We start from the raw sequence: 24,512 nt of genomic DNA on the forward strand, positions 1-24,512 counted from the left end.
CCCAATAGCCTTCACGCGGATCACGCTCGGCCCTGGGTCTGCACCGGCAAGCCCTGCATTCGCGGGCTGTGCGGCTGAGCCCTACTCGTTCCGCGCGATCGCGGTCAGCTTGGTCATGTTCCTGAGCAGGATGCGGCCACGCTGAAGATCGAGGATCGCTTCCTTGCGCCAGGCCTGGAGCTGGCGGTTGACGCTCTCGCGGGCGGCGCCGACGAAGACGCCGAGCTGCTCCTGCGAGATGTGGACCTCGGAACCGAAATCGGCGGCCAGCGCGCAGAGCCGCCGTGCGAGGCGCACCGGCAGCGGCTGCAGCATCGATTCCTCCATGCGCTCGCTCTGCCAGCGAATGCGCTGGCACAGCAATGCGATGATCTTGATCGCGACCTTCGGCTCGCGCTCGAGGAAACTGAGGAAATCTTCGCGCCGCAGCACGAACAATTCGCTGGCCTCGCCCGCGGTCGCATCCGCGGTCCGATTCTGGCCGTCCAGCACCGCGACTTCGCCGAACAGGTCGCCGGGGCCCATGAAATTGAGCGTCAGCCGGCTGCCGTCGGAGGCACCTGTCTCGATGCGGACCTGTCCGCGGCGCACGCCGAACAGCGCGTTGCCGGGATCGCCCTTCTGGAACAGCACCTCGCCATTCCCCAGATGCTGGGTGTGACAGAGATTGGACAGCCGCTGGAGCTCGTCTGCACCGAGATCCGCGAACATCGCGTTCATCTTCAAAATGACCGCAAATTCGGCCTGCTTGCTCATTTCAATGTCCTTGTGAAGTCCTGGTCAGTCATCTTGTCAGACGCTTGGCAAATCGCTTGAAACCATCACCATCAGGATCGCGTAAAACCGCGCCGGGGAAGTGTGTCATAAGTCACATAACTTTGCAGCACCCCCAGACTATTTTTACGCGCTTGGAGCCGCTTCCCGTCCGGGGATAAACTCGGCCGCGAAGGATGGATAACCGGCGGGATTCGACGCCGATTGTCCGTCAGTGGAAAGTCGAGATGAGAGCAGTAAAATTCGCCAGCGCGGCATTGGCCGCCGTCATCATCGTGATCGCACTCCTGCTGGTGGTCGGAATCCCCTCGGGCTTCCTGACGTCGACGATCGCCTCGCGCGTCGAGAGCGCGACCGGCTATCGTCTGTCGATCGACGGCACCACCAAGATCAGCCTGTGGCCGACGCTGAACGTCACCCTGAACGACCTCTCGCTTGCCGATCCCCGGGATCGCAGCGGCATCACGCGCCTGACGATCGACAGCGTGCAGGCCGACATGTCGCTCTCCAGCGTGTGGTCGGGCCGCCCTGAGATCCGCGAGCTGATCGTCACCCATCCGGTGCTTTACCAGCCGCTGCTGCGGGAGCGCCTGCCGAATGCGGGAGGCTCGTCGAGGCCGCCACTCGCGCTCGACGCGGATGGCGCGACCATCGACCGCGTCAAGATCACCGACGGCGAAGTCGCATTCTCGCGCGTGCGCGACCGCGTCGAGGGCCGCATCAGTGCCATCAACGCCGACGCGACCATCGGCCGCGACCGCAAGGTCAATGTCACTGGCACCGCGCGCGTCGGCGACCACCCGACCAAGTTCGACATCAAGGCGACCACGCCAGCGCCGCCGGCCGACCGGCCGACGATCCCGGTGGATTTCGCCATCGACATGCCCGACGTATTGAAGTCTCAGCTCAGCGGTCATGCCGAAATGCGAATGAACGGCGACGTCGTGATGATCAACGGCGTGAATGGCCGGCTCGGCGATGGCACATTCAACGGCTGGGCTTCGGTCGACATTGCCAGCAAGCCGCTGGTCAAGCTCGACCTCGACTTCCAGCGGCTGGCGATTCCGCTGGCGAAATCGCCGGAGGGCGCCGCCGGGCAGCCCTGGAGCAATGCGCCGATCGACGTCTCCGGGCTCAATTATGTCGATGCGCAAGTGCGGATCTCCGCGAACGAAGCCGTGATCGGTGATGCCCGCATCGCGCCTCTGGCACTCGATGCGAAGCTCGCCGGCGGGGTGCTGAAGGCGGGGACCGCCAATCTCGGCGCCTATGGCGGCCAGGTCTCCGGCGAGGTGATCCTCGATGCAACCACCGGCGCGCCGAGCTTTGCCATGCATTCCGATCTCGTCGGCGTGCGCGCGCTGCCGCTGCTTCAGGGCCTCGCCGAATTCGACCGCATCGACGGCAAGCTGCAGGCCAAGCTCGCCTTGCGCAGCGCGGGCGCCAGCCAGCGCGCGCTGATGGCGAACATGCAGGGCACGGCCTTCGTCAATTTCCAGGACGGCGCCATCCGCGGCATCAATGTCGCGCAGATGATCCGTTCGCTGACATCGGGCACGCTGTCCGGCTGGCAGGACAACCAGAATGCCGGCCAGGAGCAAAGCACCGACCTGTCGCAGCTTTCGGCCTCGTTCCGCATCGACAAGGGCCAGGCGGTGACGACCGATCTCAACCTGATCGGGCCGCTGGTGCGCGTCACCGGGGCGGGCACCATCGCCCTCGACACCAAGATGATGGGTTTTCGCGTCGAGCCGAAGCTGGTGATGACGACCGAAGGTCAGGGCCGCGCCAATGAGCCTGTTGGCTTCGGCATTCCCGTGATGATCCAGGGCAGCTGGTCGCAGCCCAAGATCTACCCCGACATGGCCGGCATGCTGGACAATCCCGACGCCGCTTATGCCAAGCTGCGCGAGATGGGCAAGGGCCTGTTCGGCCCTGACGGCGCCGGGCTCGGCAACATTCTGGGCAGCCTTGGTCTCGGCGGCACGACTGCGCCCGGCGGCAATGCGGCCGGCAACGCCAATCCGCAAGCCCAGCAGCCGGGCCAGAACAATCTGCTCGGCGGTCCGCTGGGGGAGGCGATCGGCAATTTGATTCAGCAGGGGCTGTCCAGCGGCGCGGCAAGCAGCACTGGCGCCGCGCCGGGCAGTGGCCGCAGCCGGAGCCTGCCGGCAACGCCGTCCACGCCGACACCGCAGGCCTCGCCCGCGGCTCCGGCCCTGGACGACCCGCCGGTCGCGCAGCAGGACAGTCAGCCAATGAACGACGTGCTGCGGCAACTCTTTAACCGGTGATTGGCGGACGGGCGGGCTTAGCTCCACGGCAATCCCCTTACATCAGCTTCCCCGTCATCGGCTTCCTCCGAACGGATGAGGCTGCGGCAACTCACCGGCCTTTCGCCGGCCCCCGCGTCCACAGGGAGTAACCACGCCGGCCGGTCCCCGGCCCGCGCGGCGGTCCTTTGCCCCAAATTGTGATAGAACGGCCGGGAAGGGCCTGCATGGCCCGTGAGCGCCGGCGTCGATGGCGGCGCGAGAGGATCGGGATGGCAGGAGCGAACGACAAGACACGGTTTCTGCGCGAGGGCCTGTTCGCCAAATACGTCGTCTCCCTCGTCGGCCTCGTCGTGTTCGTGCTCGCCGTCAACGGCGCGATGGAGACCTGGATCTCCTACCGCGCCACCAAGACCCAGCTGACTGACGGGCTGGAGGACAAGGCGCAAGCCGCCGCCCGGCGGATCGAGCAGTCGATCTCGGAGCTCGATCGCCAGATCAGCTGGGTGACGCGGGCGAGCCAGGACACCCTCGAAAAGCGCCGTGCCGACTACGCATCGCTGCTGCACCAGGTCTCGGTCGTCAACCAGCTGTTCCAGCTCAACGGCGAGGGCCGCGAGGTGCTGCGCGTCTCGCGCCAGTCGACCACCACCGGCAGCAATGCCGACCTCTCCCGCGACATGCGCTTCACCGACACCGTCGCCCGCGGCGTCAGCTATGCGCCGGCCTGGTTCGCCGACCGGACGCCATTCATGTCGATCTCGGTGGCGCATTCCGGCTTCAATGCCGGCGTCACCGTGGCCGAGATCGACCTCAGCTTTCTCTCCGACTTCCTGTCCGACGCGCAGGTCGGCAAGGCCGCCTTTGCCTATGTCGTCGATCCCCGCGGCCGCGTGCTGGCGACGTCGTCGAAAGGGCCGGATGTCGGCAAGGATTTGTCGAAGCTGCCGCAGGTGGCGGCCGCGATCGCGCCTGGCCATGAGGGCGACAGTTCGGGCACCGACTTCAACGGCCATGCGGTGATGAGCGCCGCGAGCACGGTGCCGAAACTCGGCTGGAGCGTGCTGTTCGAGCAGCCGACCACGCAGGCGCTGACGCCGATCCGCGACCAGCTGGTGCGCATCGCGCTCTTGATCGGCATGGGCCTCATGGTCGCGATCCTCGCCGGCACGCTGCTCGCGCGCCGCATGATCATCCCGATCACGGCGCTGCGCGACGGCGCCTACAGGCTCGGCGAGGGCGATTTCAATCACCGCATCGAAGTACGCACCTCGGACGAGCTGGAAGACCTCGCCGGTCAGTTCAACCGCATGGCCGGCCAGATCCAGGAGACCTATTCGGACCTGGAGACCAAGGTCGAGGAGCGCACGCGCGATCTGGCGCAGTCGATCAACGAGCTGAAGGTGCTGGAGGAGGTCGGCCGCGCCGTCGCCTCCTCGCTCGATCTCAACGCCGTGCTGCCGACGATCGCCGCGCGCGCGATCGAGATCACCCATGCCGATGCGGTGCTGATCTACGGCTTCGATGCCGAGACGCGCCGCTTCAACCTGGTCGAGGCCAACGGCATCGACAAATCCGCCGACGGCGCCCATGTCACCATCGACGAAGGCGAGAACATCCTGAGCGATGCCGCCGAAAGCGGCGAGCCGATCGCGATTGCCGAACTCGGCGCCGCCGCCGAGCAGCCGCTGCGCGAGGTCGCCATCGCGGCCGGCTTCCACTCGGTGCTGGTGGTGCCGCTGGTCGACCAGCAGGGCACGCTCGGCTCGCTGGTGGTGCTGCGCCGCGCGAACGGCGAGTTCGCCGCCAGCATCATCGGCCTGATGCGCACCTTCGCCAACCAGGCCGTGCTGGCGATGCGCAATGCGCGGCTGTTCACCGAGGTCGACCACAAGAGCCACGCCCTGGAGACGGCGAACGAGACCGTGCGCGCCCAGGCCGACAAGCTGCGCGAGCAGACCGAGCAATTGAAGAACTGGAACAAGTCGCTGGAGGAGCGCGTCAAGACCCAGCTCGGCGAGATCGAGCGCATCCGCAAGCTCGAGCGTTTCCTGGCGCCGCAGGTGGCGCAGCTGATCGCCTCCTCCGACAGCCCGGAAGGACTGCTCACCAGCCAGCGCCGCGAAGTGACCGTGGTGTTCTGCGATCTGCGCGGCTTCACCGCGTTCACGGAAGCGACCGAGCCGGAAGAGGCGATGAACGTGCTGCGCGAATATCACGCCGCGCTCGGCAAGCTGATCTTCAAATATGAGGGCACGCTCGACAAATATGCCGGCGACGGCGTGATGATCCTGTTCAACGCGCCGATCCAGTTCGAGGACCACACCAAGCGCGCCGTGAAGATGGCGGTGGAGATGCGCGACACCATCGGCCCGCTGACCGAGCGCTGGCGCAACCGCGGGCACAGCCTCGGCTTCGGCATCGGCATCGCGGTCGGCTATGCCACGCTCGGCCAGGTCGGCTTCGAGCAGCGGCTGGAATATGCCGCGATTGGCAGCGTCACCAACCTCGCCTCGCGCCTGTGCGGCGAGGCCAAGCCCAACCAGATCGTGGTGAGCCGCCGCGTCTACGGCATCGTCGAGCCCTGGGTGGAGGCGCGCGCCCTCGACGATCTCCAGCTCAAGGGTTTCAATCACCCTGTGCTCGCCATGGAGATCTTGAACTGGCGCGAGGAAGTCGAGAACGTGGTGGATGCCTCGGCGGTGCGACGAAGGGGGTAAAGCTGGCGTTGGCGCTGGTGTAGCCCGGATGGAGCGAAGCGAAATCCGGGGTCGTGCCACAAGCGACGGCAGTCCCGGATTGCGCTTCGCTCCATCCGGGCTACAGGCCCTTGTATCGCTCACCGACAGTATTTCACGATCCCGCGGCACATTGCGCCCGGGTTTTGCTTGGGTCACGGCACCCTTCAAAATGGAAGGGCGCAGGGAAGACCGGGCACCGGCTGGCACCCGCAAGACCCCTGTGCATGAGTGCGTGGTATTCGCTCACAGGGGAGAAACAGGTGCGGCCGAATGCCCGGCCTTCCCTGCGCAGTGGTTGAAACGGCTTATGTCGCGCTCTCGCCGGTGAGTCGATCCCTTTGCCACCGTCGTCTTGCAGCTTTCGAGGGATGCGCAGGTCCGGTCGGACCAGCGCACCGCTGCAAGACTTGACGCCGGATATTCGGGCGTCACGACCACACGATTTTGCCGTACGCGAGGCAAGCACCGTCGTACACGCGCCCGCTGATCGCTCACGGGGATACCCCGCCCTGCGACCGCATCTGGCGCCAACGCCACCCGCGTCCACCGCCCCTCATCCCACGAACCCTGACGATCGCGATCCGTCCCTTACCATGGGATGAGTTGGGAGGAGCATAGGGTGTTTCGTTTTTCCAGTAAAGCGAATTTTGGATTATTCGAATGACAAATTCGGATATCGAGCAAACAACCCCATGCACAGTAGACGGGGGTTGTCGGATCAATGGGTTATGAGAGACAGTCGAGGCGACCGACCTCTATCTGGACGACCACAGCTACAGGTGACCCATGCTGACGACGAAGCGCAAGCCGGCCACGGTCGGCGATCCTCATCGAGCGACGTCGATCCGCTCGATGACGGGCGCTGTGGGGACAGTGGACTCCGGGGTCGTCCCGGCGTTCGCCGGCACGACAGCGGAGCTTGAGGCGACGGCGGTGCCGACAATCCCCTTCCCCCGAACCATATCCCTTCTCCCCGCGACTAACCCTCGCCTCAATGGCGAGCAATTCCAATGGAGACCACCTGTGGCGCTTGCCTTGCCTTCGCGCGCTTATGACTTGCAGATGCTGGACCGTCCCGCCGATCGCGCGCGTGACCACGGCTGGGTCTTTGGCCTGCCGCCGGGCATCAGCAGCGAGCAATGGCCGCTCGATCCCGTCACCGGCTATCCGCTGATGCACGGCTTCACCTTGCTGCTGCCGGAGGATTACCGCGTCCATGGCGAGGACATCGTCGCATTGTCATTCTTTGCCACCGCGCCCGATCACAATGACGGCGGCGCGCCCGATGACCCTGAAATCCGCGAGGCCGTGCAGGCGCGCACCTCGCATCCGCGGCTGTCGCGCATGACCGATATCCTCGACTACGAATATGCTGCGCTGCTGCTGACCAGGGCCGAATATGACGGCCCGTTCGCGACACCGCCGGCGCCGCTTGCGCTGGCGACGGCCGACCGGCCGCGCTGGCTCGATATCGGCGGCGCCAGTGCCTTCTTCGAGACCGCCGCGCCGTTCGCGCAGAAGATGTTCGCCGGCCCGCCGCGTGCCGAGCTGGCCGCGAACCTCGCGATCGCGCTGACACCGCGCGCAACCGATCCCAACGCCGGCAAGGCTCCGCAGGACCCGCACATTCCGCGCGACCCGCCGACCGGCTATCAGTCCTACTACTACTTTGAGGGCGGCGTCCCGACCGCCGACAATTACCGCCTGCACGATTGGTGCAAGGACCACGCCCGCAACCATCTCGGCGGCACCATGCGGCCGTGCCAGGCGGTGCCGGAGATGAGCCCGTTCTACATCGAGTTCGAGGAATATTTCGGCGGCTACAATTTCGGCAGTGGCAACGCGCAGCTCGACTTCAAAGACATGAAGTTCGACTGGGCGTGCGACTGATCACGCCCCCCGCTTCGGCCCGATCGCCTCGAAGCCGGCCTTCTGCTCGTCGCTCAAGTCGGCCTCGAAATCGTCGAGCGCATCGGTGACGCCGTTCACGGCTTGCAGCATCGTCTCCAGCCGCGCCTTTGCGGCGGTGAGGCGCGCCTGCGGAGTCGCAGCGGCTTCCGCCGGGCAGGCGCTCAGCGTCTGCATCGTGCGCAGCGTGGTGTCCTGCAGCACCTCGAAGCGGGCGCGGGCGGTCTCGTCGAGGCGGAGCGTGGTGGCAATGTCGCCCGCGGGCCATTGCTGCTGCACGAGCTGCTCGTACTGCCGCTGCAGCTTCTCGTCATAGCGCGGATCGCTGTCGGGGTCGCAGGCGTTTGAGGCCTGCGCATCCTTGCTCGTATCCTTGCTCGTATCTTTGCGCTGCATGGCCGCGAGCGCGGCGCGGCGCTCATTGCCGAGAGCGTTGAGCCGGGCCTTCTGATCGTCATCGAGCGACCTGGTAAACTTCGCCAGCGGCGCCTCGATGGCGTCGGTTGCCTTGATCATGGCCTCGAGCCGCTCGCGCATCAGGCCGAGGCGCTCCGCCGCGGTCGCGGGCACTTGCGATGGGCAGGCGGCACGGATGCTGTCGCGGGCTTCGCTCCAGGCATTTACGAGCTCGTCGAGCGTGGTGCGTTGCAATTCGTTGGGCTGCACGGTGGCGGCGATGCGATCCACCGGAAAGCCGGGGGGATCGCTGGCATCGCAAACGTTCTGCGCCGACGGAATTCGGCGCGCGCGTTTGCCTTGCGGTGCGGTGTAGGCGGCTAGCTCGGTCGCCGCATAGGGCGCGAAGAGCGCGGCGTAGATGTCGCCATAGCCGTAGAGCGAGAGGCTGGTCGCATCGCCGAACACCACGGCATTGGTGAGGTCGTCATGCGCGAACGGCCAGAACACCGGCCCGACCCAGCCGTAGCTGCCGTCGGGATGGCGCCACCAGCCCTGCGGGCGGCGACCGCCCTGCCAGCCCGACAGCGCCGCTTGCGCGGTGAGCGCCGCGCGCAGGACGTAAGGGTTGGCTGGCTGGCCGCGCTCGGCCCCGCGCGGATCTTGTGATCTCAACGCGGCGGAGCGGTATCGGCCGCCCCGAACTGCCATGCGGGAATGGCGCAGCCGCGACATGCCGATCATGTGGCCGACGGCGAAACGGGCGACACCAAACGGGCCGCCACGCAATCCGAACTGCGCTTCAGCCTTACCGGGCAGCAGCAGGGCCGCAATCAGGATGGTCGCGCCCGCCAGCGCCAGTCCCACGCGTCCTGACACGACCGCTGACCTGACCAATTCGGCCTCCTCCCAGCCAAGCGCGCACTGCGTCGCATTGAGATGACGCGCCGGGGAACCAAATGTTCCTTGGGGATACAGGGCAAAGCGTCGCGGTTGATCTCCCAGGCTGGGCAATTGCCTGTGGTGCAGGATCGGCGCTCGGCTTCCTCACCCGCAAGCGGGAGAGGAAGAGCAAGACCGCCCCCTCACTCCGCCTTTTGCGGCATCACAAACGTCTGGCCGGGATAGATCAGATTGGGATTGTGGATCTTGTCGCGGTTGGCCTTGAAGATCACGGCGTAGCGGGCGCCGTCGCCATAGGCGAGCCGGCTGAGTGCCCACAGGCTGTCGCCGCGGGAGATCACCCGGCTGCCTGTCTCTGCCGGCGCAACGCTGAGGGCGTCCGCCGGCGAGGCAGATGCAACGGTCGTCGCCGCCGGCGCCCTCGCCATGACCCGGGGCTTCGGCGCGCCGCCCAGCCTCGGCCGGACCGCGGGCCTGTCGGATGCCGAGGCGGGGTGCGGCGAGGCCGACTGCAGGGATGCCACGACATCCGATTTGTCGTCCGGCTTCTCGGCCTGCTTCGTATCTTGCCTCACGTCTTGCCTCGCGACCGGCGCCGGACGCGCGGGCGGCGGCGCCACCTCGGCGATGGTCACCGGCATGGTCCGGCTGGACTGCGTGACCGTGCCATCCGGCGCCCTGGCGCGGAGCGTCAATTCATAGGAGCCGGCGGGAAGCTGCGGCGGGGTCATCACGAACTGGCCCGAGGCGTCGGCAGTCACCGTATCGAGCGGCTTGCCGTCGCGCAGCAGCTCGACCGTTGCCCCCGGCGCGGCCTGGCCCGCGATCACCGCGGCCTCGCCGTGATCGTCGACGCGGGCGACGTCGAAACGGGGGCCGGTGTCGGCGACCGCCGGCGATGGCTTGACCGGTGCAAGATCGGCGAGCGCGGCCGTGACCTGCTTCTGGGTCTCGGCCAGCGCCCCCGCCTTCGGCTCGGGGGCTGGTGCGGGCGCAGGCGGCGTGGCGGCGGCAAGCTTTGGCTGTTCCGGTTTGGATTCTTCCGGTTTCGGGGCCGGCTTGAGTTCGGCCTTGGCCTCGACCTTGGGTTCGACCTTGGGTTCGACCTTGGCCTCGGGCGTGGCTGCGACGACGGTCTTGGTCCCGTCCGGCAGCAGGCGGCGCAGCTCGGTCGGGCCGATCACCAGCACGGTGCCGACCAGGGCGAGCAGGCAAAGAGCAATGAAGGCCTTGGATGCGGTCATCATCGGAAAAGAACCTTGGATGGCAAATCAGCCGAGGGGGCAAGGTGCGCCGAATTGGCTGCGGCAGCAAGACGGTCGATGGGATGAGACCGCCGTCCCCGCACTCAGGGATGAACCGGTGCCACCCCGCCGGCGTCAAATCACGCGAGACTGAATCGCGGCATTTTTTGAGGAATTTTCCCGTGACCGCATTTTGCCGTTCCGCCCCAAATCTGGCGCTCGGTCTGACCCTGGCCCTCGGGCTGGCGCTTGCCCTGACGCTCACAGCTTCCCCAGCGCTCGCAGCCTCCGGCCCGCCGCCGGGCTTCGTCCTCACCGACAATGCCGACCTCGCCTTCACCTCGCCCGACGGTGCCACCAGGCTCGAGCAATACATGAAGGACAGTGAAGACCTGTTCGAGGTCAAATGGCAGGTCTGGGCGCGACGCGGCGACCAGATGACGGAGCTGAAACCGGAGCAGGGCTACGGCGCGGGCTTCCGCTTCACCAGCGACTCGCAATGGCTGGTGCGGATGCAGAAGACCGGCTCAGGCTCGCAGGATCTGTTTCTCTATCATGTCGAGAACGGCGCCTTCGTCAGCGCGACGAAACAATCACTCAGCGATCTCGCTTGGGCCTATTTCCACAGCCGTGCCGACACGAAGAAGATGAAGCTCGACTACCATATCTCGGCCAATCTGATGAAGGGCACCGAAACTGCCTATCGCTGGCTCGGCGTTGACTGGCCCAACAACCGCTACCTCCTGATCTCGCTGTCGGGCGAAATGGACAAGCATCCGAAGAACGTCGCCGTGAAAGGGCTCGCGGACTGGAAATGCCGCTATGACCTCAAGACCGGCCAGTTCGATGTCCCCAAGATGTTCGCCAAGGGCAACGCGGAAGCGCTGAACTGGGAGATCAAGCGGTGAATGGTGGTCTCGTAGGGTGGGCAAAGCGTAGCGTGCCCACCGATCACGTTGGATGATGCGGATAGGGGTCGTGGGCACGGCGCGAAGAGCGCGCCTTTGCCCACCCTACGGCAGCTTCCGCGATCGATGGAACCAACCCACTGATTCCGTTCCGATTCATAGTTCCCTAACCTTCGCTGGTAACGGGGTCTTGTCGGTTTTGCTGCACCTTGCATCCCACGGGAGGGCTGCATGGGCACATCGATCCGATGGACCGCGCGCATGCGCGCGCTGCTCCGTCGCTGGCGGGGAGCGCCACTGACATGGCTGATCGTCGGCGGCTTCGTGCTGATGGCCGCGACCGCAATCGGCACCGCGCTCACCGTCGACCGCTTCCGGCAGAATGCGATCGAGAGCGGCCGCGACAGCCTTGAAAACACCGTGCGCCTGCTGGCCCGGCATTTCGACCGCGAGTTCGAGGATTTCGCGGTGCTGCAGAAGAGCATCATCACCGAGCTCGAGAGCCGCGGCATCGAATCCGCCGACGTCTTCCGCAGCGAGATGGGCACGCTCGCCATGCACGAGGTGCTGCGTGCGAAAGCCAGCGGCTGGGCCGACGTTGCCGGCGCCAATGTGTTCGATGCCAGGGGCTTGCTGATCAACTCGTCGCGGCGCTGGCCGGTCGCCAACGTCTCGGTCGCGGACCGCGGCTATTTCAACCGCCTCAAGAACGATCCGACCGCGCAGGAGGACGTGGAGGTGGTGCACGGCCGGATCGGCAACGGACCGGCGATCGTGTTCGCGCGGCGCGTGTCCGGCCCGCATGGCGAATTCCTTGGGGTGGTCTCGCGCGCGATCGCGCCCGAGCAGCTCGAATCCTTCTTCGCCTCGACCGGGCTCGGCGAGGAATCCTCGATCGCGATGCACCACCAGAACGGCCAATTGCTGGCGCGCGTTCCGCGCGTCGATGCGATGATCGGGCATAACTTTCGCAAGGGCACGCCGGAGCAGATGGCGGTGTTCGACCGCACCTTCGTCTCGATGCAGATCGCCAGCCCGATCGACGGCAAGGACCGCATCGTCGCCTCGCGCCTGCTCGCCGGCGAGCCGCTGGTCGTGGTCGCGACCAAGTCGCTGGATGCGACGCTTGCGACCTGGCGCACGCAAACGAAATTCTTCGTCACCATCGCCGTGCTGTCGATCAGCCTGCTGGTGCTCACGCTGTTCCTGATCTTCCGCCAGGTGACGCACCGGCTCTCGCTGGAGAAACAGCGGCTCGACACCGCGATGAACACGATGACGCAAGGACTCCTGATGTTCGATCAGGACGAGCGGCTGATCGTCTGCAACCGGCGCTACATCGAGATGTACGGCTTGTCCCCCGAGGTGGTGAAGCCCGGCGCCACTTTCCGTGACGTGATCCGGCACCGCCACGACACCGGCTCGTTCCACGGCGACGTCGAGACCTATTGCGACGACATTCTGAGCCATATCGGGCGCACCCAGAGCGCCATCGTGGAGACCGCGGATGGCCGCCTGGTCGAGATCAAGAACCAGCCCGGCGCCGCCGGCGGCTGGCTCGCGACCCACGACGACGTCACCGCGCGCATCCGCGCCGACGAGCGCATCGCGCATATGGCGCATTACGACGCGCTGACCGACCTGCCCAACCGCGTGCTGCTGCGAGGCCATCTGGAGCGGCGCGTCGCCGAGCTCAGCCAGGGCAAGCCGTTCGCCATCCTCTATATCGACGTCGACGAGTTCAAGGGCGTCAACGATTCGCTCGGACACGAGGTCGGCGACGAGTTGCTGCGGCAGGTGGCGAACCGGCTGCGCGCCTGCGTTTCCGGCAACGACCTCGTCGCGCGGCTCGGCGGCGACGAGTTTGCCATCGTCAAGGCCGGCACTCGCGATCCGGCCGAGCTGTCGGCGCTGGCGGAAGATATCCTCAAGGCGCTGCGCGCGCCGGTGGACTGCAAGGGCCAGGACATCCCGACCGATGCCAGCATCGGCATCGCGATCGCGCCCGACCACGGCGACAATCTCGACGACCTGCTCAAGCGCGCCGATCTTGCGATGTATGCGGCGAAGTCGGAGGGGCGCCGCACCTACCGCATCTTCACGCCGGAATACGACGCCAAGGCGAGGCTGCGCCGTCAGCTGGAGCTCGATCTGCGTCAGGCGCTGGCTCGCGGCGAGTTCGAGGTGCACTACCAGCCGCTGGTCGATCTCGCGGCCAATGTCGTGACCGGCTGCGAAGCGCTGCTGCGCTGGCGTCATCCCGAGCGCGGCATGGTCTCGCCCGCGGACTTTATTCCCGTGGCGGAAGACACCGGGCTGATCGGGGAGATCGGCGAGTGGGTGCTGAAGCAGGCCTGCCGTGAGGCCGCCTCCTGGCCCGGCCAGATCCACATCGCCGTCAACGTCTCGCCGGTGCAGTTCCGCACGCGGACGCTGGCGCTGAAGGTCGCGGCCGCGCTCGCAGAGTCCGGACTTGCGCCCGGACGGCTCGAGCTCGAGATCACCGAGACCGTGCTGATCCGCGACGACGAGGAGGCGCTGACGATCCTGCAGCAGCTGCGCGAGCTCGGCGTGCGTATCGCGCTCGACGATTTCGGCACCGGCTATTCGTCGCTGAGCTATCTGCACCGCTTCCCGTTCGACAAGATCAAGATCGACCGCAGCTTCATCAGCGACATCGGTCAGTCCGAAGATTCCTCGCCGATCGTGCAGGCCGTGGTGCACATGGCCGCCGCGCGCCACATGGCGACGACCGCCGAAGGCGTCGAGACCGAAGCCCAGCGCGAGGTGCTGCGCCAGCTCGGCTGCAGCCAGATGCAGGGCTGGCTGTTCAGTCCGGCGGTGCCGGCGTCGAAATTGAAGCAGCTGCTGGCGACGCAGGCGGTTGCGGCTTAGCGGCGCCACGTCTGGCTTTAGGGTCAAATCCGGACTTGATGAGCCGCACCCCTGCTCAACAAACTCATGGTTGCTGGCTTGCCTCGCTCGTTACCGTGAGGAAGTGCTTGATCGACTCTAAGGCGTCAATGGCTGGAATACTCTCGCAGGCCTGGGCGCTTGAACACCAGGGATACGGCAAGGCCGCGAGCCATTGCATGATCGGCTTCGACATCTCGGCTGGAAGTACACTCATGACTTCGATTTCGATCGCGAGCTTCTCGACGCGGCCGCCATGGCCGGAACCGAAGCGCCAGTCATAGCGTCCGCAGCCGACGCGAACCGCACCACCTTGCCTTGCCGACATCCCGACGAGCCAATCGCAACGGAAACGCGGTAGCTGCTGTGAGGTCGGACGGGAGAGGCAAAAAGTCCGGACGTTCTGGTATTGATCGCCGAAGCTCGTCACCAGTACTTCGGTAACTTGCTCCAGCCCTTTTGCGGAGCTTGGGAATGAGATGGCGTCGGTCTTTACGACCATCTCCAATTCGCAGTCTGAGGCAAAGGCGTCCCTCATCATCTGCGGTCGATTGCCATCCTTTGCAAAGACGTACGTGCTGATCGCGTCGGCGGCGCTGATGGGTGCGGATGGGCTCATTCAATTTCCCCTGGCACATCCAAGCCGGACCAAAGCCGGCGCCGGCGATTGAAGCTGAACAAGCCAATCGAGACAAGGCTTCAAGGCGTCCGCAAAGGGTCACAGGCGGTCGTCGCCGACGACGCCTGGCGCGGGCTCAGAGCTTCTGTTTTGCCGCGGTGATCTCGACGAGCTCCGCGTCGGGGTGGCTGACGATGGTGGCGACCATGATGCCGCTGATAATCAGCGACCAGGCGGTGTTCCAATAAATCCAAAACACGAGCCAGCCTCCGTTTTGATCTGTCACGCCCGCGGGACCGGGGTAACGGCACAGCGATGCCGCCGTTCCCGACTCGCGGCGCGGCACGGCCGCGCGGCGAGGCGCTATTTTGATTTGGTCGGCGGCGAGGCGTGATCGGTTTGGCCGGTGTGGCGCTTTGCCACGACGTCCTCATCGTGTTCGCCTTGGTGTGGGCGCGGCGGCGACTTGGGCTGGCCGGCTTGACCGCCATGCTTGCCGCCCATGTCGGGCTTACCTTCGAGATCGTTTTCACGGGGCATGTCGGTTCAATGCGCTCGCGCGGCATTGGTTCGCCTTGCGCCCGCCGTTTTCGCCTGTGAACGAGTTCATAGGATTGCCGCGGTTTGCAGTGCACGATTCCGGGTGCCCCGCGACTTCATGACAGCGACGGATTCGACCAGATGCGGAAACGGCTCATCGCCTGGACCATCCTGACGTCCGCTCTGGTTGCGGTCGCGGTCTGGGCCGTGCTCGGACCACCCGCGCATCCGTCCAGCCCGCATCTGCCCTCCCGAACCGCGGCGATGCGGTAGTCCCTCCCCGGCGACCGATACAATTTCGGCATCGATCAATCCCAACTGGAATTTGGTGCGGCGGCGCGCCGCCCGCTATCCTCGCCGGCAAAACGACAAGGCCGCGACCGGCCCTCAGGAGGAGCCCATGTTGAGACCGACCCGACGCATCGCATCCAAAGCGCCACGCGCTGCAATCGCCACCACCCTGTTCGCAGTCCTCACTCTCATTTCTGGAGTCCACGCCGGCATGGCCGAGACCTTCGCCTATGTCGGCAACGCCGACAGCAACGACATCAGCGTGTTCAAGATGACCGAGAGCGGCGAGATGATTCCGGTGCAGACGGCCGCCTTCAAGGGCGTCGACAAGCCCGGCTCCTCGACGCCGCTCGCGATCACGCCCGACCACCGCGTGCTGATCGCCGGTGTCCGCTCGCAGCCGTACCTCGCGGTGAGCTTTGCGATTGATCCCAAAACGGGCCAGCTCAGCCATATCGGCAACGGGCCGCTCGCCGACAGCATGGCCAATATCGCGATCGACCGCAGCGGCAAGTTCCTGTTCAGCGCCTCCTATGGCGGCAACAAGGTCGCGCTGAATCCGCTTTCCGCCAACGGTGTCGCCGGCGAGCCGAAACAGGTGATCCCGACCGGGCTGAACGCGCACGCCTTCCTGCCCTCGCCCGACAATCGCTTCGCGTTCGCGACCAATCTCGGCTCCGACCAGGTGCTGGCCTTCGCGTTCGATGCCACGGCCGGTACGCTGACGCCGAGCGATCCGCCAGCCCACAAGGTGCCGGAGAAATCGGGCCCGCGGCACTTCGTATTCCATCCCAATGGCAAGTTCGTCTATCTGATCCACGAGTTGAACGGCGACGTCGCCGCGTTCACCTACGAGGCCAGGAGCGGCGCCTGGGACGAGATCCAGCGCACCACCGCACTGCCGGAGGGCTTTAACGGAAAAGAGTCTGATAAGAAGCCTTGGGCCGCCGACATCCACATCACTCCGGACGGCCGCTTCCTCTACGCCTCCGAGCGCACCACCAACACGCTCACCGCCTACAAGGTCGATGCGGCCAGCGGCAAGCTGACCACGATCGGCAGCGTGCCGACCGAGAAGCAGCCGCGCGGCTTCCACATCGATCCGACGGGGCGCTACCTCGCCGCGGTCGGCGAGCTCTCCGATAGCATGACGGTCTATGCGATCGACCAGGGCAGCGGCGCGCTGGCCAAGCTGAAATCCTACCCCACCGGCAAGAAGCCGAACTGGGTGGAGTTCCTGAACCTGCCGTGAGGGGCGCCGCCGCCGACCTACGTAATCATCCGTAATTTCGGAAAGCGCGCCTTGTCGTCATATCATCGGTCATGGACCGTCAGATCGTCTTCAAATGCCCGCAGACCGGCATGAACGTGCAGCATCGGCTCGGCGACGAGCCGGCCGACCGCACGCATGTGTCGGTGTCCTGTCCGGCCTGCACGCGCCTGCATTTGATCGACCGGGCCAACGGCAAGCTGCTGGGTGAGCGCCGCGGCTGACGGGCCGTTTACGCCCGCGCCGCGACCTGTGCCGTTGACCGATGAGAGGACCGTGATCGACGGCACTTTGGAGTAGTGCCGACCCGCGGCGCGCCGCCCGGGAAATGCGAACCTGTTCTCCAATCCCGCGACTAATCAAAGGCTTGCTGCGTCGGCCCGCGGTGGCGTGGCCTTCTTTTTGGGACAACGCTGCCGTAGTCCGCAGCCCTGCCATCTGCTATCGATTGGAGGCATAGAACCCGTGGAATTTCCGATGCGTCATTTGCCCCGTGCCGTCGTTCGAAGCCTGTGTCCCGCAGCCGTCGCCGGCATGCTCATCCTCGGTCCATATCCGGCCCGAGCCGCCGATGACGACGCGCCCAAGGGGCCGGCGGTCACGGTGCTGAAAGTCGCAAAGTCCTGCTTCTCCGACATCGTCGAGGCCACCGGCACGATCATCGCGCGGGAGGAAACGTCGGTGCGGCCCGAGCGTCCGGGCCTGAAGGTCACCGACGTGCTGGCGGAAGCCGGCGACACCACCACCGCCGGCCAGGTGCTGGCGCGGCTGGCGCTCCCCGAGGGCGGCACCCTGCAGGTCACCGCGCCGGTGGCGGGCGTGATCGCGACGTCGACCGCCCAGATCGGCAACTTCGCCTCGGCCAAGGGCGAGGCGCTGTTCACGATCGTGGCGCGCAGCGAATACGATCTCGTCGGTCTGGTGGCGACCACCGATATGCGCAAGCTCGCGGTCAATCAGCCGGCGACCGTGCGGATCGGCGGCGCCGGCGACATCGACGGCAAGGTGCGCCGCATCGGCCCGACCGTGGAGCCGAACATCCAGCAGGGCATGGTCTATATCGGCATCTCCTCGCAGAAGCGTCTGCTGCTGAAGGCGAGCGGACGCGCGCTGATCAAGACCGGGCAGAGCTGCAATGTCGCGGTGCCGCTGACCGCCGTGCAATATTCATCCGCCGGCACCGTGGTGCAGGTGATCCGCCGCAACCGGGTCGAGACCAAGCGTGTCGAGGTCGGATTGATGTCGGGCGGCAATATCGAGGTCCGCGACGGCCTCAACGACGGCGATGTCGTCGTCGCCCGCGCCGGCGCGCTGCTGCGCGAAGGCGATCCGGTACGCCCGGTGATGGCCGCGGAAGCAGCGAAGTAGCCGGCGGTCTCGTAGGGTGGGCAAAGCGAAGCGTGCCCACGTCTTCTATCGAAATGACGGAGAAAAATGGTGGGCACGGCGCTTTGCGCCTTTGCCCACCCTACGAGAGCTCGCGCGCCCTCGAAAAAACTAGCCGCCGGCTTCGCCGAAATGGACGTCTTCGAGCAGCGAGGAGGAGACGGTCGGGACCTGGTCGCCTTCGCTGGCGCGGGAGATGGCGACGCGGGTCTTGTTGAAGACGCTTTCGGCGCTGCCCTTTGCACTGAGGTTGTTCAGGAACTCGCTGACCAGCACGCTGTGCTCGCCCTTGCCGTCGTCGACGACCTTGCCGGGCGAAGCCGAGGACAGGATCAGCGCATTGTCGGACGCGTTGATCGGCGCGAGGCCGTGGCTGTAGGAGCGGAAGCGACGCTCGTAAGGGTTACGGCGAGAGGCATCGACGACGACGAGCTTGGCCTTGGCGCCCTGCTCCTTCATCATGTCGATCACGCCGTCGATCGAGACGCCCTGGCGGCGGACGTCGCTTTCCTTCCAGATCACGGCATCGACCGGCAGCATGTAGCTCTCGCGTCCCGCCTGCACGCCGTAGCCGCCGAAGAACAGCATGACGACGGTGTCGCGCTTGATCCGGGACTTCAGGCGATTGACGGCGCGGACCATGTCGTCCTTGGTCGCGTCTTCCACCATGTCGACGTCAAAACCGTTCTTGCGCAGGGACGAGGAGAGCGCGCGGGCGTCGTTGATAGACTGCGTCAGCGGCGCGCTGGCGTCGGGATAATGTCCATTGCCGATGACGAGGGCGAGGCGCGAGGTCTGGGCGATCGAGCCCGTGATCTGGTCGGTCGAGACGGCCTTGGCGGCGTCGATCGCGCGCATGTTCAGAGCAGCATGGGCGCCGATCACGAGCGACACCGTGCCGATGAGGGCCGCGGCCAACGCGATCGTGCGTCGGGAAATGTCGAGCTGCCTAACATTCATCTCGCTTCATTCCTGTCAGTGCCAAAGACCAGCCAAGCGCGCGCACACTGTTTGAGTAGCGCGATAGCGTCTTTAGGTTTGAGGGATTGGCCGGGGATGTGCCCCCGAATTGCGCGCAATTTGCGGCGCCGCACCAAACAAACCCTTAACCGGATATCGCCTCCCCGGCAATAGATTGCCCAAAAATTGAGCTAAGCGACTGAAGATGTTCGTTAATTCTCCAAGCTAGATTTGTGCGTTTTTGCCCCTGGCACCCCATTTCGAGCCTCGATCATGCAGCCTTCGTGCCGGCTTTTTCCGTGACCTCCATCACATTTGTATTTCCTGCGAATCCGGGTAGCCTTTTCAACGACTTGGCAAGGGGGCGGCGCGCAGATGGGAGTGTGCCGGCCCCCGACCAAGGCCCCGCGACCAGGTATTTCATGAGCCTTCATTATTTTGCCGGCGCCGCCTGCCGGGCGCTGACCGCCCGGAAGGACGGCCCCTCGCTTTACGACGTCTGCGACCCCGTATTGTCTGTTACGGCCAGCGGCGATCCGCATCTGGCCAAATTCTACAAGACCGCGCTCGGCAATCCCGCGTTGCGGGTGCTGCTGCGGCGGGCTGGACTGCCCGAGCTGCGTGACGAGGCCAGGCTGACGGCGCTGCGCGAGGCGCTGGTTCGCGCCCGCGACGAGGCCGAGCCCGATTGGGCGGCGGTCGGCCAGCCGGTCGCCGATCTCGTCGACAGCATCGCGCTCGACCACCCCAAGCCGCCGCCGGCCATGTTCACCGGCTCCGCGCCGCCAGAGTCGCAGATCGACGGCGTGATCCGCGACTGCGCGCAGCATCTGCTCGGCTCCTACCGCAAGAACGGTTTCCTGCCGACCTACGCCGCCTTCAACCTGATCGGCGATCCTGACTTTCGCGGCCGCGAGCTGACCATGGCGCTCACGGGCCTCAACGCGCGCGGCTACAAGAATTCCTCGCTGCTGTTCAACCTCGCCCGCGTCTTCATCGCGCGCTCGCCAGCCCGGGCCGTCGTCAATCCTCCCTGGCGAGGGGTCGCCGAGCCGATGTGGGAACCGGTTCAGATCCGCCACCGCTCGGCCTATTACGATGCGTTCTTCATCGAGGCGCTGCTCAGCTATGGCGAGACCGGGCTCGCCTCCCAGGCCGACAAGATTGCGGCCGAACGCGCCATCGCCGACATGGTGAATTTTTGCGTCAACATCAGCCGCGAGGAGGTCGAGGGCATCGACGGCGCGCGCTTCAACGTCGTCACCGCCTTGGCGCCTCCGCCGCATCCGCGCTTTTCGCGTTACTTCGCGCAGATCAAGCAGGATCTCGGCTTCGGCGTCTACGTGCCGGATTGCGACACCACGGCGTGCTCGATCTCGGCCGCGACGCAGGCCGGCTGCCTTGATGAGATCATCGACCAGCCGCTGCTGGATTTCTACGCCGGCTACCAGGTGCGCGCCGGCGTCAACGAACCGCGCGTGACCGTGCCGCTCAACGACAATATCGACTATGAGGGCGGCGTCGCGACCTGGATCGACAACCTCAAGGGCGAGCGTCCCTATGGCAACGATCTCGATCCGACGCTCAATCTCGACATTCTCGAGGTGAGCTTTCGCAACCTCGCGCGCTGGAAAGTCCTGGAGACGCCGTCGCGGCTCGCCACGGTGCATCGCATCATCGGCTTCCAGAAGAGGCTGGCGGCGAGCGGCGCCTTCGCCAATCCGCGCTCGCACATCTATTATCTGCCCGAGCTCTACAGCGCGTATTTCGGCCGCTGCTATGCGGCGTTCCTGGCACTGCCGCTGGCCGCGCAGGCCGCGATCGATCCCGCCGGCGATTTCGACTTCATCCGCCATCGCGTGCTGTCCTACGTCAAGGGCGAGCTGATGGCCGCTGAGATGAACGTGTTCGACGCGGCGCTGGCGCTGATCGCGCTCGGCCATCTCGGCGCCGACCCGCGCGCCTTCGCGCCGGCGCTGAACGTGATCGTCGCCGGTCTCGGCGAAGGCGGCCGCCGCGGCCCGTTCCGCGCCTATGAGTGGAACAAGATGAAGACGCCGACGCGGATTTTGGTGGGCGGCCCGGAGGTGACGTCGGCGTTCGTGCTGATGGGGCTGGCGGTGGCGAAGCGGGCGATGACGGGGCGGGGGTAGGTTTCGTGCCCGGACGCAGATCTCGTAGGGTGGGCAAAGGCGCGCTCTTCGCGCCGTGCCCACGATCTCTCGCCACGAAAGACATCGTGGGCACGCTTTCGCTTTGCCCACCCTACGGGACCTTCGACCAATGACGGGAAGTTGAAAGCCTATCTGTTAGGCATACGCTGGCCCGACGGCCAAAAGCCGACCACAATTGCGCGATCTATCGAGATTTTCATCACACGCGGACCGGCATGCTGCGAAAAATCCTGATTGCGCTGTCCTTGCTCGCCCTGCCCTCGCTGGCTGAGGCCACCGACATCACCGGCATGGCCAAGGTCCGCGCCGGCGATGCTGTCGTGATCGGCAACATGCGGATCCGGCTCGGCGGCATCGACGCGCCTGCGGTCGACCAGCTCTGCCTCAACACCAAAAGCGAGCGCTGGACCTGCGGCGTCGCGGCGCGCGACGAGCTCGCCAAATATGCCGAGGGCAAGAGCTGGGTCTGCCACACCCGTTCAATCGACCGGCGCGGCCGCACTGTGGCGCGCTGCGAGGTCGGCGGCGAGGACATCCAGAAATGGCTGGTGCGCAGCGGCTGGGCGCTTGCCTACACCCGCATCTCCAAGGACTACGAGCCCGACGAGGCCGCTGCGCGCGAGGCAAAAGCCGGGATGTGGCAGGGTGCCTTCATCGCGCCCTGGGACTGGCGCGTCCGCAACAAGAAGACCGCCATCCTCGGCGCCACCAAGCCGCCCGACGGGGCGCATGCGGTGCTGCTCGCCTCGGCCTCGGGACCGGTCGCGCCTTCCCCGGACTGCACCATCAAGGGCAACGTCAACAGCGCCGGCGAGTGCATCTTTCACCAGCCGACCAGCCGCTGGTACACCCAGATCAAGATGAAGATCAGCAAGGGCACTCGCTGGTTCTGCTCGGTCGAGGAGGCGGAAGCCGCCGGCTGCCGCGAGACCAAGAGATGAGAGCCCCAGACCTGCGTTTTGCGTGCTTTTCTTGGGGGTTCACGGCGCGTAAAACGTGAATCAGCAAACCCACCAGTCCGTTCTCAAGCAACAAGGACCAACAGCAATGACCGTTCGCGCGGGCCGGGAATTTCTGGCCATCCCCGGGCCCACCACGATGCCCGACGAGGTGCTGCGGGCAATGCACCGTCCGGCGATCGACATCTACTCCAAGGAGATGCTCGACCTGACCGAGAGCCTGCTCAGTGACATCTCGAAACTGTTTGCGACCAAGGGCAAGTCCTACATCTACATCGCCAACGGCCACGGCGCCTGGGAAGCAGCGCTGAGCAACGTGCTGTCGCGCGGCGACAAGGTGCTGGTGCTGGAGAGCGGGCGCTTCGCGATCGGCTGGGGCAATGCGGCAGCGCTGATGGGCGCCGAGGTCGAGGTGCTCAAGGGCGACTGGCGCCGCGCAGTGCGGCCGCACGAGGTCGAGGAGCGCCTGCGCCGCGACAAGGAGCACACCATCAAGGCCGTCGTCGTGGTCCAGGTCGATACGGCCTCGGGTGTGCAGAACGACATCGAGGCGATCGGCAAGGCGATCAAGGCGAGCGGCCATCCGGCGCTGTACATGGTCGACACTGTCGCCTCGCTCGGCTGCATGCCGTTCGAGATGGACAAATGGGGCATCGATGTTGCGATGTCGGGCTCGCAGAAGGGCCTGATGACGCCGCCCGGCCTCGGCTTCGTCGCCGCCAATGCGCGTGCGCTCGAGGTGCACAAGAAGGCCGACATGTCGACGCCCTATTGGAGCTGGAGCGAGCGCGAGGGCACCGAGAATTACCGCAAATACGCCGGCACCGCGCCGGTGCACCTGTTGTTCGCGCTGCGCAAGGCGATCGACATGCTGCACGAGGAAGGCCTCGAGAACGCCTTCCGCCGCCACAGCCTGCTCGGCGAAGCCGCACGCCGCGCGGTTGGCGCATGGTCGGAAGGCCAGGTGCTCGGCTTCAACGTGGCGGAGGCCAACGAGCGCTCCAACACCGTGACCACGGTGACCATGAGCAACGGCCACGATCCCGCGGTGCTGCAACGCTATTGCAAGGACAAGTGCGGCGTCGTGCTCGGCACCGGCATCGGCGACCTCTCGGGCCAAGCCTTCCGCATCGCCCATATGGGCCACGTCAACGCGCCGATGTTGCTCGGCACGTTAGGGGTGATCGAGATTGGCCTGAACGCCCTGAAGATTCCGCACGGCAAGGGCGGACTGGAAGCGGCGGTGTCGTATCTCGGCGAAGAGGTGGCGGTGTAGGGCGCCAGCCACAAACGCCACTGTCGTCCCTGCGAACGCAGCGCTCCTTTCTTCCTTCTCCCCTTGTGGGAGAAGGTGGCGCTAAGCGCCGGATGAGGGGTTGTCTCCGCAAACTCAATTTCGAGATCGATTCGCGGAGAGATACCCCTCACCCGTCTCGCCGCTCCGCGGCGAGCCACCCTCTCCCACAGGGGGCCTGTTGCGTTATCGGTCTTGGAGGCTGAGGACATGAGGAGAGAGGGCCGTGGTTACGGCAATTGCCAGCCAAGTCTGTAGTGGTCGCCCTCGGCGGGCGGCTCAGGCCGCGATCGTGGCCCACCGCCTCATGTTGAAGGCGATCGAGGCGAGCAGGACCTGCCCGCTTGCCTTCATCAGACCAACGTAGCGGATGCAGGTCAGTCGCATGCGGCGTTTGAGAGTGGCGAAGGTGGTCTCGACCTGGGCTCGCCGGCGCGCGATGAGGCGGTTGTAGCGTTTGAGCCTTGGCGGCAGTTCCGGATGATGTCTGTTGGGACGGAACGCGATGCGGGGCTTTTTGCCTTCCGCTTTCAACCGGGCTCGTCTGGCATGGGTGTCGTAGGCCGCATCGGCCCACACCGCGGCTTCATCGCCGCGGATCAAAGCATCGGCTGGCGTGGTGTCGTTGATGTTGGCAGGCGTGGTCAACACCGCGCGGATCAGGCCGGACCCCTCGTCGACCCCCACATGGGCCTTGTAACCGAAGGTCGAGCCGCTCTTGCCCTGCCGCTTGGTGAAGCGGGCGTCGGGATCGTTTGAGGGACGATCCTCCCTCGGAGGAGCTGACACCGCCTGGATCAAGGTTGCATCCAGCATCGTGCCGCGCTTGAGGATGACGCCGGCATTCTCAAGCTGGCGATCCAGTTCGCCAAACAGCTTCTCCAGCAGGCCTTGTTCAACGAGCTGGTTCCGGAAGCGGTTCAGGACCGTATGATCGGGGGTGGCATCCTCGAGGCTCA

Annotated in this window: 20 protein-coding genes; 13 read left to right on the top strand and 7 right to left on the bottom strand. The window is 65.7% G+C overall.

Going from position 1 to position 24,512, the window contains the following annotated elements; translation table 11 throughout:
• Positions 1–81 precede the first annotated feature (81 nt).
• Complete coding sequence (locus tag BM190_RS30260; RefSeq protein WP_018321583.1) at positions 82–756, bottom strand: Crp/Fnr family transcriptional regulator; 675 nt, start codon at positions 754–756, stop codon at positions 82–84.
• A gap of 245 nt (positions 757–1,001) precedes the next feature.
• On the opposite strand from BM190_RS30260, the gene BM190_RS30265 reads away from it, so the two are divergent.
• From BM190_RS30265 to BM190_RS30275, 3 genes are all read left to right on the top strand, one after another.
• Complete coding sequence (locus tag BM190_RS30265) at positions 1,002–3,068, top strand: AsmA family protein (protein WP_092261380.1); 2,067 nt, start codon at positions 1,002–1,004, stop codon at positions 3,066–3,068.
• Positions 3,069–3,319: 251 nt separating this feature from the next.
• Positions 3,320–5,767, top strand: coding sequence for an adenylate/guanylate cyclase domain-containing protein (locus BM190_RS30270; RefSeq protein ID WP_092261381.1), 2,448 nt, complete (start codon positions 3,320–3,322; stop codon positions 5,765–5,767).
• Positions 5,768–6,850: 1,083 nt separating this feature from the next.
• Positions 6,851–7,678: a hypothetical protein gene (locus BM190_RS30275; RefSeq protein WP_210311273.1), complete on the top strand. Its 828-nt coding sequence runs from the start codon at positions 6,851–6,853 to the stop codon at positions 7,676–7,678.
• Here the strand turns inward: BM190_RS30275 and BM190_RS30280 are convergent, their stop codons facing one another.
• Positions 7,679–8,989 carry a Spy/CpxP family protein refolding chaperone gene (locus BM190_RS30280; RefSeq protein WP_092261383.1) on the bottom strand — a complete coding sequence of 437 codons (1,311 nt, stop codon included), beginning with the start codon at positions 8,987–8,989 and terminating at the stop codon, positions 7,679–7,681.
• A gap of 188 nt (positions 8,990–9,177) precedes the next feature.
• Positions 9,178–10,242: a LysM peptidoglycan-binding domain-containing protein gene (locus BM190_RS30285; protein WP_092261384.1), complete on the bottom strand. Its 1,065-nt coding sequence runs from the start codon at positions 10,240–10,242 to the stop codon at positions 9,178–9,180.
• A gap of 179 nt (positions 10,243–10,421) precedes the next feature.
• Between BM190_RS30285 and BM190_RS30290 the strand changes: the two genes are divergently transcribed.
• Together BM190_RS30290 and BM190_RS30295 are read left to right on the top strand one after the other, a co-directional pair.
• Positions 10,422–11,147, top strand: a complete 726-nt coding sequence (locus tag BM190_RS30290) for a hypothetical protein (RefSeq protein ID WP_409362480.1) — start codon at positions 10,422–10,424, stop codon at positions 11,145–11,147.
• A 231-nt stretch (positions 11,148–11,378) separates the two neighbouring features.
• Positions 11,379–14,042, top strand: a complete 2,664-nt coding sequence (locus BM190_RS30295) for a bifunctional diguanylate cyclase/phosphodiesterase (RefSeq protein ID WP_092261385.1) — start codon at positions 11,379–11,381, stop codon at positions 14,040–14,042.
• A gap of 64 nt (positions 14,043–14,106) precedes the next feature.
• Here BM190_RS30295 and BM190_RS30300 read toward each other — a convergent pair whose 3' ends face one another.
• Both BM190_RS30300 and BM190_RS41645 read right to left on the bottom strand, forming a co-directional pair.
• Complete coding sequence (locus BM190_RS30300) at positions 14,107–14,679, bottom strand: hypothetical protein (RefSeq protein WP_092261386.1); 573 nt, start codon at positions 14,677–14,679, stop codon at positions 14,107–14,109.
• A 136-nt stretch (positions 14,680–14,815) separates the two neighbouring features.
• Entirely contained in the window at positions 14,816–14,938 is a 123-nt protein-coding gene (locus tag BM190_RS41645) for a hypothetical protein (protein WP_283806130.1), read from the bottom strand.
• Positions 14,939–15,069: 131 nt separating this feature from the next.
• Here BM190_RS41645 and BM190_RS40735 point away from each other — a divergent pair, with 131 nt between their 5' ends.
• The 5 genes from BM190_RS40735 to BM190_RS30315 all read left to right on the top strand — a co-directional run bounded on the left by BM190_RS40735 (position 15,070) and on the right by BM190_RS30315 (position 18,148).
• The gene (locus BM190_RS40735) at positions 15,070–15,279 is read left to right on the top strand and encodes a hypothetical protein (protein WP_177237380.1); all 210 of its coding nucleotides are present in this window, start codon (positions 15,070–15,072) and stop codon (positions 15,277–15,279) included.
• 81 nt (positions 15,280–15,360) lie between these two features.
• The gene (locus BM190_RS41650) at positions 15,361–15,492 is read left to right on the top strand and encodes a hypothetical protein (RefSeq protein WP_256375113.1); all 132 of its coding nucleotides are present in this window, start codon (positions 15,361–15,363) and stop codon (positions 15,490–15,492) included.
• 127 nt (positions 15,493–15,619) lie between these two features.
• Complete coding sequence (locus BM190_RS30310) at positions 15,620–16,762, top strand: lactonase family protein (protein ID WP_177237381.1); 1,143 nt, start codon at positions 15,620–15,622, stop codon at positions 16,760–16,762.
• Between the two features lie 71 nt (positions 16,763–16,833).
• A complete protein-coding gene (locus tag BM190_RS40740; protein ID WP_018321596.1) occupies positions 16,834–17,004 on the top strand; it encodes a hypothetical protein in 171 nt (56 codons plus the stop codon).
• A 253-nt stretch (positions 17,005–17,257) separates the two neighbouring features.
• Positions 17,258–18,148 (top strand): efflux RND transporter periplasmic adaptor subunit, encoded by an 891-nt coding sequence (locus BM190_RS30315; protein WP_177237382.1) that lies wholly within the window; start codon positions 17,258–17,260, stop codon positions 18,146–18,148.
• A gap of 129 nt (positions 18,149–18,277) precedes the next feature.
• On the opposite strand, the gene BM190_RS30320 is transcribed toward BM190_RS30315, so the two are convergent.
• Positions 18,278–19,126: a caspase family protein gene (locus BM190_RS30320; protein ID WP_018321598.1), complete on the bottom strand. Its 849-nt coding sequence runs from the start codon at positions 19,124–19,126 to the stop codon at positions 18,278–18,280.
• 422 nt (positions 19,127–19,548) lie between these two features.
• On the opposite strand from BM190_RS30320, the gene BM190_RS30325 reads away from it, so the two are divergent.
• The 3 genes from BM190_RS30325 to BM190_RS30335 all read left to right on the top strand — a co-directional run bounded on the left by BM190_RS30325 (position 19,549) and on the right by BM190_RS30335 (position 23,535).
• Positions 19,549–21,279 (top strand): hypothetical protein, encoded by a 1,731-nt coding sequence (locus tag BM190_RS30325; protein WP_177237383.1) that lies wholly within the window; start codon positions 19,549–19,551, stop codon positions 21,277–21,279.
• Between the two features lie 236 nt (positions 21,280–21,515).
• A complete protein-coding gene (locus BM190_RS30330) occupies positions 21,516–22,241 on the top strand; it encodes a thermonuclease family protein (protein ID WP_092261390.1) in 726 nt (241 codons plus the stop codon).
• 106 nt (positions 22,242–22,347) lie between these two features.
• The gene (locus BM190_RS30335) at positions 22,348–23,535 is read left to right on the top strand and encodes a pyridoxal-phosphate-dependent aminotransferase family protein (RefSeq protein ID WP_092261391.1); all 1,188 of its coding nucleotides are present in this window, start codon (positions 22,348–22,350) and stop codon (positions 23,533–23,535) included.
• Positions 23,536–23,832: 297 nt separating this feature from the next.
• On the opposite strand, the gene BM190_RS30340 is transcribed toward BM190_RS30335, so the two are convergent.
• Positions 23,833–24,512: IS5 family transposase (locus tag BM190_RS30340; RefSeq protein WP_092261392.1), on the bottom strand; the 680-nt coding region annotated here is incomplete at its 5' end.

Source organism: Bradyrhizobium sp. Rc3b (genome assembly GCF_900114915.1).
GTDB lineage: Bacteria > Pseudomonadota > Alphaproteobacteria > Rhizobiales > Xanthobacteraceae > Bradyrhizobium.